A 12,277-nucleotide genomic window follows, 5' to 3' on the forward strand; every position below is an offset into this window, starting at 1 on the left:
CAGCAAGAGAGAGCGAACAGAGGAAGCTTCATGTCCAAAGATTACAAAGATCTCGTCGTCGGGCTAGACATCGGCACTGCCAAGGTGATGGCGGTGGTTGCCGAGGTGCTGTCCAACGGCGAGCTCAAGCTGGCGGGGCTGGGCATTGCGCCCAGCAACGGGCTCAAGCGTGGCGTGGTGGTGAACATCGACGCCACCGTGCAGAGCATCCAGCAGGCGCTCAAGGAGGCCGAACTGATGGCCGACTGCAAGATCAGCCGCGTCTACACCGGCATCACCGGCAGCCACATCCGAGGCATCAATTCGAGCGGCATGGTGGCGGTCAAGGACAAGGAAGTCACGCCGGCCGATGTCGCGCGCGTGGTCGAGACGGCGCGTGCAATCAACATTTCCAGCGACCAGCGGCTGCTGCTGGTGGAGCCGCAAGAATTCGTGATCGACGGCCAGGACGTGAAGGAGCCGATTGGCATGAGCGGCATGCGCCTCGAAGCCAAGGTGCACATCGTGACCGGCGCCCAGAGCGCGGCTGAAAACATCATCAAGTGCGTGCGGCGCTGCGGCCTGGAAGTCGACCAGCTGATGCTGAACCCGCTCGCGTCGAGCCAGGCCGTGCTGACTGAGGACGAGCGCGAACTCGGCGTGGTGCTGGTCGACATCGGCGCCGGCACGACCGACGTTGCGATCTTCACCAACGGCGCGATTCGCCATACGGCTGTGATCCCGATCGCCGGCGATCTCATCACCAGCGACATCGCGATGGCTTTGCGCACGCCGACCAAGGACGCCGAGGACATCAAAGTCGAGAACGGCTATGCCAAGCAACTGCTGGCCGACCCGGACACGCAGGTCGAAGTGCCCGGCCTTGGCGACCGCGGTCCGCGCTTGCTGAGCAAGCAGGCGCTGGCCGGCGTGATCGAGCCGCGCATCGAGGAAATCTTCTCTTTGGTCCAGCAGGTGATTCGCGAGTCGGGCTATGAAGAGGTGTTGTCCTCGGGCGTGGTGCTTACCGGCGGCAGCGCGGTGATGCCGGGGATGGTCGAACTGGGCGAAGACATCTTCCTGAAGCCGGTGCGGCGCGGTATTCCGAAGTATTCAAGCGCGTTGTCTGACATGGTTGCACAACCGCGTGCGGCGACCGTGATGGGCTTGCTCGAAGAAGCGCGTTATGCGCGTTTGCGCGGATTCAAGGTGGCGCAGAAGAACGGGTCGGTCAAGACCGCTTTCGGCCGCTTCAAGGACTTCATCGTGGGGAACTTTTGATGACCCCCATGCTTGCCCACTGCGTGTGGCCGCACACCCCCTTCAAGGGGGCAACGCCGGCGGCCCGGCGGAGCCGGTTCCGCGGCGTTCCTGGAATGGGAGCTTCGCTATGAATGGCGCATCACTCTGGTTGGCGCGTGCCGGGCCGCCCCTTCATTTCAACGAGCGATGGCGAAGAACCGGGCCACCTTTTCATCGTTCACGGTTCCAACAACAAATTTATTCATAAACATGGCAACTGCATATTCAAGGAGTCAGAACATGGCTATCGAAATGATCGAGATCGAAGAGTTCAACCAGGGAACGCAGATCAAGGTGATCGGCGTGGGCGGAGGCGGCGGCAACGCCGTCGCGCACATGATCGAGCGCGGCGTACAGGGCGTTCAGTTTGTCTGCGCGAACACCGACGCGCAGGCGTTGTCGCGCAGCAATGCGCACAAGACCATCCAGCTCGGCACCAACGGGCTGGGCGCCGGAAGCAAGCCGGAGAAGGGTCGCGATGCGGCGGAAGCGGCAGTCGACGACATCCGCGAATCGATCGCGGGCGCGCACATGCTGTTCATCACGGCCGGCATGGGCGGCGGCACGGGCACGGGCGCCGCGCCCGTGATCGCGCGGGTCGCCAAGGAAATGGGCATTCTCACCGTCGGTGTGGTGACCAAGCCTTTCGACTGGGAAGGCGGCCGTCGCATGACGAACGCCGACTCCGGCCTGGCGGAACTCGAAGCCAACGTCGATTCGCTGATCGTTGTGCTCAACGAGAAGCTGCTCGACGTGCTGGGCGAGGACGTCACGCAGGACGAGGCCTTCGCGCATGCCAATGATGTGCTGAAGAACGCCGTCGGCGGCATTTCGGAAATCATCAACGAGTACGGCGGCGTGAACGTCGACTTCGAAGACGTGCGCACCGTGATGGGCGAACCCGGCAAGGCCATGATGGGCACGGCTGCGGCCAGCGGCCCGGATCGCGCCCGCATCGCCGCCGAGCAGGCGGTGGCCTGCCCGCTGCTGGAGGGCATCGACCTGTCCGGCGCCAAGGGCGTGCTGGTGCTGGTGACGGCATCGAAGGGATCGCTGAAGCTGAGCGAATCGAAGCTGGCGATGAACACGATCCGCGCCTATGCCTCGCCGGACGCGCATGTGATCTACGGCGCCGCCTACGACGACAACCTCGGTGACGAGATGCGCGTGACCGTGGTTGCAACCGGCCTCTCGCGCCAGGATGCTCGTCGTCAGGCGCCGACGCTGGAGGTGATCCGCACTGGCACCGACAACATCCCGTTCACCGTTCCGACGCTCGGCGGCGGTGTGGGCCATGCGGCCGGCCAGCCGAACTACGACGGCATGGCAGTGCCCAGCGTGTGGCGTACCAACCGCACGATGGCCGCCGCCAAGGTGGACGCGCTGTCGTCGGGCGGCATGGACGATTTCGAGATCCCCGCCTTCCTGCGCCGTCAGGCGGATTGACGGGGCGGCAGTGGAAGCTATCGGGGACATAGCGAGGCGGGCGGTACGCCGGACGTCTCGCGCTCCTAAAATCGCGCCCGTGCTTCCACAACGTACCCTCAAATCGATCACGCGCGCGGTCGGCGTCGGACTCCACAGCGGACAACGCGTGGAGCTCACGCTTCGCCCGGCGCCGGTGAACCACGGCATCGTGTTCCGGCGCGTGGACTTGCCCGAGCCGGTCGAGATTCCGATGACTGCCGAGGCGGTCACGGACACGCGGCTTGCATCCACCGTGTCTTCGCGCGGCGCCAAGGTGCAAACGGTCGAGCATCTGATGTCGGCCTGCGCCGGCCTGGGCATCGACAACTTGCTGATCGACATCACGGCCGACGAGGTGCCGATCCTCGACGGCTCGGCATCGTCCTTTGTTTTTCTGCTGCAGAGCGCAGGCATCGAGTTGCAGAGCGCGGCTCGCCGCTTCATTCGCGTGACGCGAATGGTCGAGGTTCGCGAAGGCGAAGGCCCCGACGAAAAGTGGGCGCGCCTGGAGCCGTATCACGGGTTCAAGCTCAGCTTCGAGATCGACTTCGACCATCGCGTCGTGAATTCGACCGGGCAGCGCGTCGAATTCGACCTGGGCAGCGGCTCGTACAGCCGCGACATCGCGCGCGCCCGGACTTTCGGGTTCACCAAGGAAGTCGAGTACATGCGCTCGAAGGGGCTGGCCCTCGGTGGTGGTCTCGACAACGCGATCGTGATGGACGACACCAAGGTGCTGAATGCGGGTGGATTGCGCTATGACGACGAGTTCGTCAAACACAAAATCCTCGATGCCATGGGCGATCTCTACGTCATCGGGCAGCCATTGCTCGCTGCGTACAGTGCCTTCCGTTCGGGGCACGCACTCAACAACAAGCTCCTGCGCGAGCTTCTGGCGCACGATGATGCGCATGAGATCGTGACCTTCGATGACGAGCGGCGTGCGCCGGTCGGGTTTACCGAAGTCGCCCGCGCCTGGTAGCAAGACGCGCAGATGCTGCTGTTTCGCTGGGCCATTCTGTTGCTTCTGCTCGTGGCCGGGGCCTCGTTCGCTTTTTATGCGGGGACGGGGCAGGTGAAGTACCGGCGATTTGGGTGGATCGTTCTTAAATGGACTTTGCTTGCGGCGTTTGGATTCTTTGCTGTGCTGATTGCTGAGCGGGTGTTTTAGGGGGTTGGGTGGGGTGGGCGGTGTGCCCTGGGCCGGCCGACGTCACCGGCCGCTGCGCGGCTTCCCTGCGCTGCTCACGGTACGCGGGGTCTCGCTCAAACTCGCCTTCGGCTCAAACAGTCGCGAGCCCTGATCCGCGTACCGCTGCGCTGCTCGGCGGTGCCTCAACGGCCGGCCCAGGGCACACCGCCCGCCTCCGCCGGTAAGGTGGGGGTGATTGGTCCGCCGCCGTGGCTGTGACCAGCTGGCATGCCGTGGACGTTCGAGACGCGCGCATCGGCGCACAACCACTGAGCCCGGTATGCCCTGTGGGCTGTGGCGACCCTTCTGCGCCGCCGAAGCGCGCAGACTCAGGCGGATCAGGGCCGCGTGTGTCTGAGCGAAGCGAGTTTCACGCGGACCCCGCCTGAGTCGAGCACTGCAGGGAAGTCCGAAGGACCGGCGCAGCGGGGTCGCCACAGCCCACAGGGCATACCGGGCGGCCCCCCACAAAGGCCCCTCAACAACATCAACCGCACCCCCTACCGAGTCCGCCCCTGCCGATACATCCCACTCGTACTCCGAGAAAGCACAGTAGCCTGCCCGAGTCGCGCCATCGAGCTCCCCACATGCGCATGCGTGATGGCGATACCTAGCGCATCCGCAGCGTCGCTGCCCGGCACACCCGGCAATTGAAGCAGCCGCTTCACCATCTCCTGCACCTGCGCCTTGGCAGCGCGTCCGTGCCCCGCGACAGCCTGCTTCATCTGCAGCGCCGTGTACTCGGCCACCGTGAGATTGCAGGTGACCAGTGCCGTCAAGCACGCGCCCCGCGCCTGTCCCAACAATAGGGTCGATTGTGGATTCACGTTGACGAACACGATCTCCACCGCAGCCGCATCCGGCTTGTAGCGTTCGTTGATTTCGCCAATGCCGTCGAAGAGCACCTTGAGCCGCGTCGGCAACTCGCCCTTTGTCAGATGACGGGTGCTGATGGTTCCGCTCGCCACATAGCGCAGCGAATGGCCGTCCACGTCGACCACGCCGAAGCCCGTCGTTTGCAGACCGGGGTCGATACCTAGGATGCGCATTCGATGCTCACGCGTTGAAATACCAGCGAACGGCGTGGAAGAACACCGGTGCTGCAAAGCAAAGTGCATCGACGCGATCCAGGAGACCGTTGGCCCCGGTGACGCCGACACTCCGCTGCCCCCAGTTCGGGATCCCGCGATCGCGCTTCAGCGCCTTCATCACCAGATGGCCCATCGAGCCCGCCACGCAAGCGATCAACGACATCGCGAGCGCCTGTCCGTATTTGAACGGCGTGATGAACGAGAACAGCGCTCCGACAAAGCTCGCGATGACCATGCCCAGCGCCCAGCTCGTCCAGTTGAAGCTGCGGCTCACATGGGGCGCGACCGGCGGCTGAAAGAACAAGCGGCGCCTGATGGCACCCAGCCAGCCCTTCGGAGGCTCAGGCATGGGTTCGCCCGCTGGGGGCATCGATTTTCTTCGCGACACCAGATGCTGCACCAGCATGCATGTCTGCACCACGAACACCAGGTAGAACACCAGAAAGGGATTTTTGCCCTCGTAGCCCGAGAACGACAACAGCAGCAGCGCCGGCACATGGCTCATGCCATAGACACAGACCATGATTCCCCACTGCAGCTTGGCATTGCGTTCGAGAAAGTGGCTCGGATCGTCTGCCAGCGCACTGACCACCGGAATCGCAAGGAAGACATAGACCGGGATGAACACCGTGAACAGATCGAAGTGCGCCGTCGCGACCAACCAGAACTGGATCGGCAGCACGACAAAGAAGGCCAGGATCAGGCTGCGGTGATCGCCCCGCCGCGTCGGCGACAAAGTGATGAACTCCCGCAGCGCGAGGAAGGAAATGATCGCAAATAGCAAGGTCGCAACAGTTTCGCCCAGCGCCCATCCGATCCAGAACACGACCACCATCACCCAGGTCGTTCGCAGCAGCGAGCGGAAATGCCGAAGCTCGCGCTGCCAGACCTCGTCGTGCATCGGATTGCGCTGCTCCCTGAAAGTCAGCATGAACGCCGCGGTACTCACCACGAACAGCAGACCGAAAACAATGAAGAAGAGGGCGGCGACCTGATGGGTCGATGAGAGGTTTCGAAGGTATTCGTTCATCTAGACATCTCGCAGCGCAATCACGGCACCGCGAGCGCGGTCGAGAAAGGGACGACGCTCCTCGCCTTCTTCAAGCCCGATTGGCGCGCCAAAAGTGACAGAGCAAAGGATAGGCACCGGAACCACTTCGCCCTTTGGCATTACGCGCTGCACATTGTCAATCCATGCCGGCACCAGCACCACGTCAGGAAACATCTGGGCCAGCGTGAAAAGGCCTGACTTGAATTTTTGCGGCTCGCCAGTGTGGCCGCGTGTGCCCTCGGGAAAAATGATGATCGAGTCACCGCTTTGAAGCGCGTCGATCAGCGGTTGCAGCGGCGCCAGCGCCTCTGCGCTTCCGGGCGGGATGCTGGGCGGCTCTGGGCTTGCGGCAGGCTGGGCGAGCGGCAACTCGGCTTGAACCGACCACGGCTCGGCGACAGGCTCGACGGGCGAAGGTGGCGCATCGTCGAACGAGGGCTCGATGCGTTCGGGCTGCATGGGCGCCGGTGGCGCGGGCGGCACGGTCGCAGGGCCGCCGCCTCTTTCGACGTAAATGGCATTGAAGACTTCGGTCGTGATCCAGCGCTTGAAGGGTGTCGTGGCCCAGTAATCGCGCGCTGCGATGGGGCGCGTGATGCTGCGCAGCTCTTCGGGCAGCGCAGCCCAGATCATGACGAGGTCCAGATGGCTTTGATGGTTGGCGAAGTAGATACGCTGCTCGGCCTTCGGTGGGCAACCCCACCAGCGCGCTTGTGCGCCGGTGAGCAACCTGATCATGGCCAGCAATCCCCATCCGGTGAACTTGGCAAGCATGGGGTATTTTGACTCGCCCCCAGGCTCGCGCACTTCGTGTCGCTCTCCACCCCCTGCCGGGGGCAACACCGGCGGCCCGGCGAAGCCGGTTCCGCGGTGTTTCACGAGGGGGCCTGGCTTCGCCGGCCGCTGGGGTGGTCGGGTCAGGGAAGGTCTGCGGCGGGCATGCGGGCGGCTATGGTGCCGGAGCGGGTTGCCAAGTAGCCTGAGGATTGGCGGCGTTCGAAGAACTTGGGGCTGGGGAGCATGACGGCGAGTTTGGCTGACTCGCTGACGCTTAGTTTCGAGGCTGGCTTCTTGTAGTAGCGCTGGGCAGCGGCTTCGGCGCCGAAGATGCCTTCGCCCCATTCGACGTTGTTGAGGTAGATCTCGAGGATTCGCTCCTTGCTGAGGAGCAGTTCCAATGCGGTGGCGAGCATCAATTCCTGCGCTTTGCGCAGCAGGGTTCGTTCGCCGGAGAGCAGGAGGTTCTTGGCAATCTGCTGCGTGATGGTAGAACCACCGCGCAGTTGGGCCGGGCGGGGTTCCTTGCCGCGGGCTCGCATCTGGGCAGCACGTTTCGCGGCAATTTCTTCGGCCTTGGCGTTGCGTTGGCGGGCGCGCTCGATGGCTTCCCACTCGACGCCCTGGTGATAGATGAACTCGCTGTCTTCGCTGGCGATCACTGCGCGCTTGAGAGAGTCGGAGATCTGCGCGTAAGGAACCCAGCGCTGCTGCCATTCGCTGCCGCCGTTGGTGCGGCCCTGGGTTGCGAGCCGCCACGCTTCGGAGCGTTGAAATGCGGTCGACTGCGGATCGATGACCGCAATGGCCGCGATGCGGACGATGAAGAAGAATTGCAGGGCGAAGGCGGCGATCAGCACACAGCCGAGCCAGCGAAGGACCGGTTTCACTTCGCCTCGACGATGGCTCGCAGTTCGGCGAGCACCGGAGCGGTGGGTGGGCGCACGCCGCGCCAGATCTCGAAGGCTTCGGCGGCTTGTTCGACCAGCATGCCGAGGCCGTCGCGCGGCACGGCGCCCTGTTCGCGAGCCCAGTTCATGAAGCCGGCCGCGGAGGGGCCATACATCATGTCGACCGCGAGTGCGCCAGGCTTCAGGACACCGGCCGCGACCGGCACTTCTCCACCGCCGAGGCTCGACGCGGTCGCATTGATCAGTACGTCGAATGTGCCCGGTATGGCGTCGAGTTCTTGCGCCTCCAGTGCGACGTGGTGCTGCAACGCGAGCGCCGCGTGGCGCTGCACCAGCGCGATGGCCTTGGCGAGCGTGCGGTTGGCGACCACGAGCCGGCGCGGTCGTGCCTCGATCAGCGGACCAAGGACGCCGGCGGATGCGCCGCCTGCGCCGAGCAAGAGCAATTCGCTGCCCGCAATGGATACGCCCGCGTGCAAGGTGATGTCGTTGACGATCCCGATGCCGTCGCTGTTGTCGCCATGGATGCCGTCATCGCGAAAGCTCAGCACGTTGACGGCGCGGGCCAGCGCGGCGCGCGGCGTCAGGTGCTGAGACAACGCAGCCGCATCGAACTTGAAGGGCACGGTGACGTTGCAGCCGCGCGCGATGCCCGATGCGTCGCCGCGAAAGGCGGCCACGGCATCGGCAAAGCCGTCGATGGGCGCAAGGCGGCGGCCATAGTCCAGCGTCTGTCCCGTCAGTGCGGCAAAGCGCGCATGAATCCACGGCGAGCGGCTGTGCTCGACCGGGTTGCCCATCACGCAGTACAGGTCCATGTTGCCTCTCCCCTTCATTCAGTCATTGCCTCGACGAAAGTTGCGTCTCCAGCGTCTCGTCGTGCGTGAACTTGAAGCGCGACGGCAGCACGATCTGGTCGGTCTGGCGACGCATCGCGTCGTTGAACTTGCCGAAGCCGCCGATGCTGCGCACGATCGCTTGCGCGCGCCGGTCGAGTGTCTTGTCCCCCGAGCTTTCGACGATCTCGGTTCCAAGGATCGTGCCGTCGAAGTTGACGGTCACCAGCATGGTGAGTTCGCCGTAGAGCTTCTTGCCCGCGGCTTCGGGGAAGTTCTCGGTCCCTCGCGCTTCGATCTTGCGGCGCAATGCATCGACATACGACGCGTAGGCGGCTTCGCGCGTGGCTGGGCTGAGATAGCGCTTCTTGGGGCGCGCGTTCTCCTCGTTCACGCGGCGTTCGATCGCGGCCAGCATATCGATCAGCTGCCGGCGCTTTTCCTCGCGCGCAGCTGCTTCGGTGGGGTTGCCCTGGCTGCGCGGGTCAGGTGCCGGCATGGTGGCCAACTGCTGCTTGATCTGCGCCAGCAAAAGCATCTGCTGCTCTTGCATCGATTCGACCTGGCGCTGCGCGTCTTCCATCGAGTCGCCGATGGTCCTGAAGGCCGAAGGCGGCAGCGGGCTCGTGGCATGGCCCTTGTCCAGATCGCCGCCGCCCGCGAGTGAAGCCTGTGCAATGGCCTTGGCCTTGTCGGGCCGTTCGTTGCTCTTGGCGTTGACCAGAATGACTTCAAGCGGCGTTTCCTTGAAGACGCGATTGAAGGATTCCGGATCGACGAAGCGAACGGTCAGCAGGGCCGCATGGGCAATGACCGACAGGCCGAGCGCGATCTGCAGCGTGCTGAAGTCACGCAGGTTCATTGACGGGCTTCTCCCCTCATGCGGGCGTGTTTTCGGGTGCCGCCTCGCTGTCTGCGAGATCCACGGCGATCGCGATGGGGCCGGCGACTTCTTCCTCGTCCTCGCCGCTCTCTTCTTCGGTCGCGGCTTCGGCGGCCGTGTCGTCGAGACGCGCGATGACGGTGCCGTGCACGTCGAGCGCGATCTCGTCGATTTCGCCGAGCTTGACGCGCACGTGCGCCCCGCGCTGGAGGCCCTGCGTTCCGGTCACCTGGAACACCAGCGGCAGCGTGTCGGCACGGACCAATGCGCCGTTCGGGACATCCTTCACCAGCGTGGCGTCGAGCTCGGTGATGCCCTGCTGCTGGATGTACTTGAGCGTCCAGAAGCGCTCCATGCCGCCCTGGTGCGCGTTGTAAGCGCTGTAGGCAGCGTCGAAGCCGGAGAGGATGGAGAACAGGTCGGCATCCTTCGGCTTGAAAGGCGCTGCCAGTGCTGCCGTCTTGCCGTGGCGCGCGGCAGCGATGATCTGCCACTGATTGACCAGGTCGATGTAACGGCGCAGGGGCGACGTGCTCCAGGCGTAGCTTTTGACGCCGAGCCCGGCATGCGGCAGCGCTCGCGTCCCCATGCGAACCTTGATGCCGGGCGCGAGGCTCGCCTGGCTCCGGTAGAGCCCGGGAACGCCGAGTTCTCCGAGCCAGCCGCCCCAACTGCTGTTGGCGAGGATCATTGCTTCGGAGACGATCAGGTCGAGCGGCGCGCCGCGGCGCCGCGTGCCGATTTGCACCTGTTCATTGCCGGTGGGTTCGCCTTCGTTGCCCACCAGGCGGAATGTGTAGTCCGGCCGGTTGAAGCTTTCGGGCTTGCCCCGGATCACTTCCCGCTGCCCCTTCAATTGCTTGGCGAGGCGGAACAGGAAAGTCAGCGGCTCGCGCACTCGGCTGGCGATTTCAGGTGTGCCGTCAGCGTTCACCGCGGGGTCTTCGAGCCATTCCTGCGTGACCACCGCATCGAGCTGGTCGTGGCGCAGGTTGGCAATGACGGGCACGCGCTCGATGCGCGTCTCGGTCGTCTTCAACGCCAAGGTGGTTTCGTCGAAAGTCGCGTAGAGAGAAACCGCCGGGCAATTGCGGCCTTCCTGCAAGGTGTAGGCCTCGACCACATGGTCGGGCAGCATCGTGATCTTGTGGCCCGGCATGTAGACGGTGGACATCCGCGTGCGCGCGACCTGGTCGATGGCGCTGCCCGGCACGAGCGCGAGGCCCGGCGCGGCGATGTGGACACCGACCGTCACCGTGCCGCTGCCGAGGCCCTGCACTGACAGCGCATCGTCGATTTCGGTCGTCTGCGAGTCGTCGATCGAAAAAGCCTGGACGTCAGCGACCGGCAACTCGTCGTCAATTTCCGGCGCGTTGAGCGTCGGAAAGCCGGTGCCCTTGGGGAAGTTCTCGAAGAGGAATCGCCGCCAGTGGAATTCATACGACGAGTCGATCGCACCCGCCTGCTTCAGGAGTTCGAGCGGCGGCCGCTGCGTGGCGCGCGCGGCTTCGACGACTGCCTTGTATTCGGGGGCATTCTTGTCCGGCCGGAACAGGATCTTGAAAAGCTGCTCGCGCACAGGCGCCGGGCACTCGCCCGCTGCCAGTTGACCCGACCATTCGGCAATCTGCGCCTGAACCGCCTTTTTCTTCTCGATCGCCGCCAGCGCCTGCTGGACGATTTCGGCTGGCGCCTTCTTGAAGCGGCCCTTGCCGGCGCGGCGGAAGTAGTGCGGAGCATCGAACACAGCCAACAGCGCCGCCGCCTGCTGTACGAGCGTCGGATGCGCCTGGAAGTATTCGGTGGCCAGTTCGCCGAAACCGAATTCGCCTTCGGGAGCGAATTCCCAGGCGAGGTCGAGGTCGATGCCGGCCGCCAGGGTGCGCGCTTCCGCGATCAGTTCCGCGGGCGCCGGCTTTTCAAAGCGCAGCACGATGTTGGCGCCCTTGACCTTGACGCGCTTACCGGTCTCGAGCTCCACCTGCGCAGAGGCATCGCTCTCCGACAGGACGCGGCCGCCGAGGTACTTTCCGGCTTCTTCGAACAAAACAAACATGGCGCGGATTGTCCCACGCAGCGCAGCGCATTCCCGTTGCCAAAGCGCTCAGGGGAGGTCGAGAAATCCGAGCACGTCCCGCAGGTGAGAGCGCTCGAAGTTCGACAGGGCGTGGTCTTCGCCCTCGATGAGCTTCACGCGACTTCCGGGATAGCGGGCGGTCATTTCCCGCCAGTCGAGCACTTCGTCCCCCTTGGCGATCACCGCGAACACCCGTTCCGGGTGCTTCAGGAGGCCGACCTCCAGCGCGCGCAGTTCACCGATGCATTCGGCGCGGAAATAGAAATGCTCGCCCGGATCGTGCCAAAGCGTCTGGTCGCCCACGTATCGCGCGAGATCGCGCGCCGCGTTCACCGCGGGATTGAGCAGCACGGCGCGGCAGCCGGTCTTTTCAGCGACGAAGGTGGCGTAGAAGCCGCCGAGCGACGAGCCCACCACGGCCATGGTCGCGGCTGGCCAATCGGCAATTCCGTCCATCACCAGATCCATCGCCTCGCGCGGCGAGGGCGGAAGCTGGGGGCACCACCACTTCACGCTGGGGTGTCGCTCCGCGATGCAGCGGGCCATCTGGCTCGCCTTGGTCGAACGTGGCGAAGAACGAAAGCCGTGCAAATAGAGCAGGTGGGTCACAGGGGCCATGCATTCATTATCAGGAGGCTGCCGGAAGGAGTTGCGTTCGAACGAGCAATTACAGAGCCCCTGGCGGCCCTCAGGAGTGCTGTCGGCCGGATA

12 protein-coding genes are annotated in these 12,277 nt (G+C 64.4%); 4 read left to right on the forward strand and 8 right to left on the reverse strand.

Translation table 11 applies throughout. The features are described 5' to 3' along the window. Positions 1-30: 30 nt before the first annotated feature. The 4 genes from ftsA to AC1DMA_RS21310 all read left to right on the forward strand — a co-directional run bounded on the left by ftsA (position 31) and on the right by AC1DMA_RS21310 (position 3,919). Positions 31-1,260, forward strand: a complete 1,230-nt coding sequence (gene ftsA, locus AC1DMA_RS21295) for a cell division protein FtsA (RefSeq protein WP_478104541.1) — start codon at positions 31-33, stop codon at positions 1,258-1,260. A 261-nt stretch (positions 1,261-1,521) separates the two neighbouring features. Next, entirely contained in the window at positions 1,522-2,727 is a 1,206-nt protein-coding gene (gene ftsZ / locus AC1DMA_RS21300; protein WP_478125998.1) for a cell division protein FtsZ, read from the forward strand. A gap of 79 nt (positions 2,728-2,806) precedes the next feature. Continuing rightward, positions 2,807-3,730: a UDP-3-O-acyl-N-acetylglucosamine deacetylase gene (lpxC, locus tag AC1DMA_RS21305; RefSeq protein WP_478125999.1), complete on the forward strand. Its 924-nt coding sequence runs from the start codon at positions 2,807-2,809 to the stop codon at positions 3,728-3,730. Positions 3,731-3,742: 12 nt separating this feature from the next. Then, positions 3,743-3,919: a hypothetical protein gene (locus tag AC1DMA_RS21310; protein ID WP_478126000.1), complete on the forward strand. Its 177-nt coding sequence runs from the start codon at positions 3,743-3,745 to the stop codon at positions 3,917-3,919. Between the two features lie 521 nt (positions 3,920-4,440). On the opposite strand, the gene ruvC is transcribed toward AC1DMA_RS21310, so the two are convergent. The 8 genes from ruvC to AC1DMA_RS21350 all read right to left on the reverse strand — a co-directional run bounded on the left by ruvC (position 4,441) and on the right by AC1DMA_RS21350 (position 12,184). Next, positions 4,441-4,989 (reverse strand): crossover junction endodeoxyribonuclease RuvC, encoded by a 549-nt coding sequence (ruvC, locus tag AC1DMA_RS21315; protein WP_478126001.1) that lies wholly within the window; start codon positions 4,987-4,989, stop codon positions 4,441-4,443. A gap of 7 nt (positions 4,990-4,996) precedes the next feature. Beyond that, positions 4,997-6,061, reverse strand: coding sequence for a phosphatidate cytidylyltransferase (locus AC1DMA_RS21320; protein WP_478145430.1), 1,065 nt, complete (start codon positions 6,059-6,061; stop codon positions 4,997-4,999). Continuing rightward, entirely contained in the window at positions 6,062-6,856 is a 795-nt protein-coding gene (locus AC1DMA_RS21325; protein WP_478145431.1) for a lysophospholipid acyltransferase family protein, read from the reverse strand. Between the two features lie 143 nt (positions 6,857-6,999). Further along, on the reverse strand, positions 7,000-7,749 hold the full coding sequence (locus AC1DMA_RS21330) for a transglycosylase domain-containing protein (protein ID WP_478145432.1): 750 nt from the start codon (positions 7,747-7,749) through the stop codon (positions 7,000-7,002). Beyond that, positions 7,746-8,588, reverse strand: a complete 843-nt coding sequence (gene aroE / locus AC1DMA_RS21335) for a shikimate dehydrogenase (protein WP_478145574.1) — start codon at positions 8,586-8,588, stop codon at positions 7,746-7,748. Before aroE ends, AC1DMA_RS21330 begins: the two co-directional genes overlap by 4 nt. Before the next feature lie 22 nt (positions 8,589-8,610). Continuing rightward, positions 8,611-9,468, reverse strand: a complete 858-nt coding sequence (locus AC1DMA_RS21340; RefSeq protein ID WP_478126005.1) for an energy transducer TonB — start codon at positions 9,466-9,468, stop codon at positions 8,611-8,613. A gap of 16 nt (positions 9,469-9,484) precedes the next feature. Then, positions 9,485-11,545 carry a ribonuclease catalytic domain-containing protein gene (locus AC1DMA_RS21345; protein ID WP_478145433.1) on the reverse strand — a complete coding sequence of 687 codons (2,061 nt, stop codon included), beginning with the start codon at positions 11,543-11,545 and terminating at the stop codon, positions 9,485-9,487. A gap of 48 nt (positions 11,546-11,593) precedes the next feature. After that, positions 11,594-12,184 carry a YqiA/YcfP family alpha/beta fold hydrolase gene (locus AC1DMA_RS21350; RefSeq protein WP_478145434.1) on the reverse strand — a complete coding sequence of 197 codons (591 nt, stop codon included), beginning with the start codon at positions 12,182-12,184 and terminating at the stop codon, positions 11,594-11,596. Positions 12,185-12,277: the final 93 nt, after the last annotated feature.

This window comes from Variovorax sp. 05N34, from assembly GCF_056397405.1.

Excerpts from the sequence above, each read along its gene's own strand:
- AC1DMA_RS21320 (WP_478145430.1), bottom strand. The coding sequence starts at position 6,061 with ATGAACGAATACCTTCGAAACCTCTCATCGACCCATCAGGTCGCCGCC.
- AC1DMA_RS21310 (WP_478126000.1), top strand. The coding sequence starts at position 3,743 with ATGCTGCTGTTTCGCTGGGCCATTCTGTTGCTTCTGCTCGTGGCCGGG.
- AC1DMA_RS21345 (WP_478145433.1), bottom strand. The coding sequence starts at position 11,545 with ATGTTTGTTTTGTTCGAAGAAGCCGGAAAGTACCTCGGCGGCCGCGTC.
- AC1DMA_RS21350 (WP_478145434.1), bottom strand. The coding sequence starts at position 12,184 with ATGGCCCCTGTGACCCACCTGCTCTATTTGCACGGCTTTCGTTCTTCG.
- aroE (WP_478145574.1), bottom strand. The coding sequence starts at position 8,588 with ATGGACCTGTACTGCGTGATGGGCAACCCGGTCGAGCACAGCCGCTCG.
- ftsZ (WP_478125998.1), top strand. The coding sequence starts at position 1,522 with ATGGCTATCGAAATGATCGAGATCGAAGAGTTCAACCAGGGAACGCAG.
- ftsA (WP_478104541.1), top strand. The coding sequence starts at position 31 with ATGTCCAAAGATTACAAAGATCTCGTCGTCGGGCTAGACATCGGCACT.
- AC1DMA_RS21340 (WP_478126005.1), bottom strand. The coding sequence starts at position 9,468 with ATGAACCTGCGTGACTTCAGCACGCTGCAGATCGCGCTCGGCCTGTCG.
- AC1DMA_RS21325 (WP_478145431.1), bottom strand. The coding sequence starts at position 6,856 with ATGCTTGCCAAGTTCACCGGATGGGGATTGCTGGCCATGATCAGGTTG.
- ruvC (WP_478126001.1), bottom strand. The coding sequence starts at position 4,989 with ATGCGCATCCTAGGTATCGACCCCGGTCTGCAAACGACGGGCTTCGGC.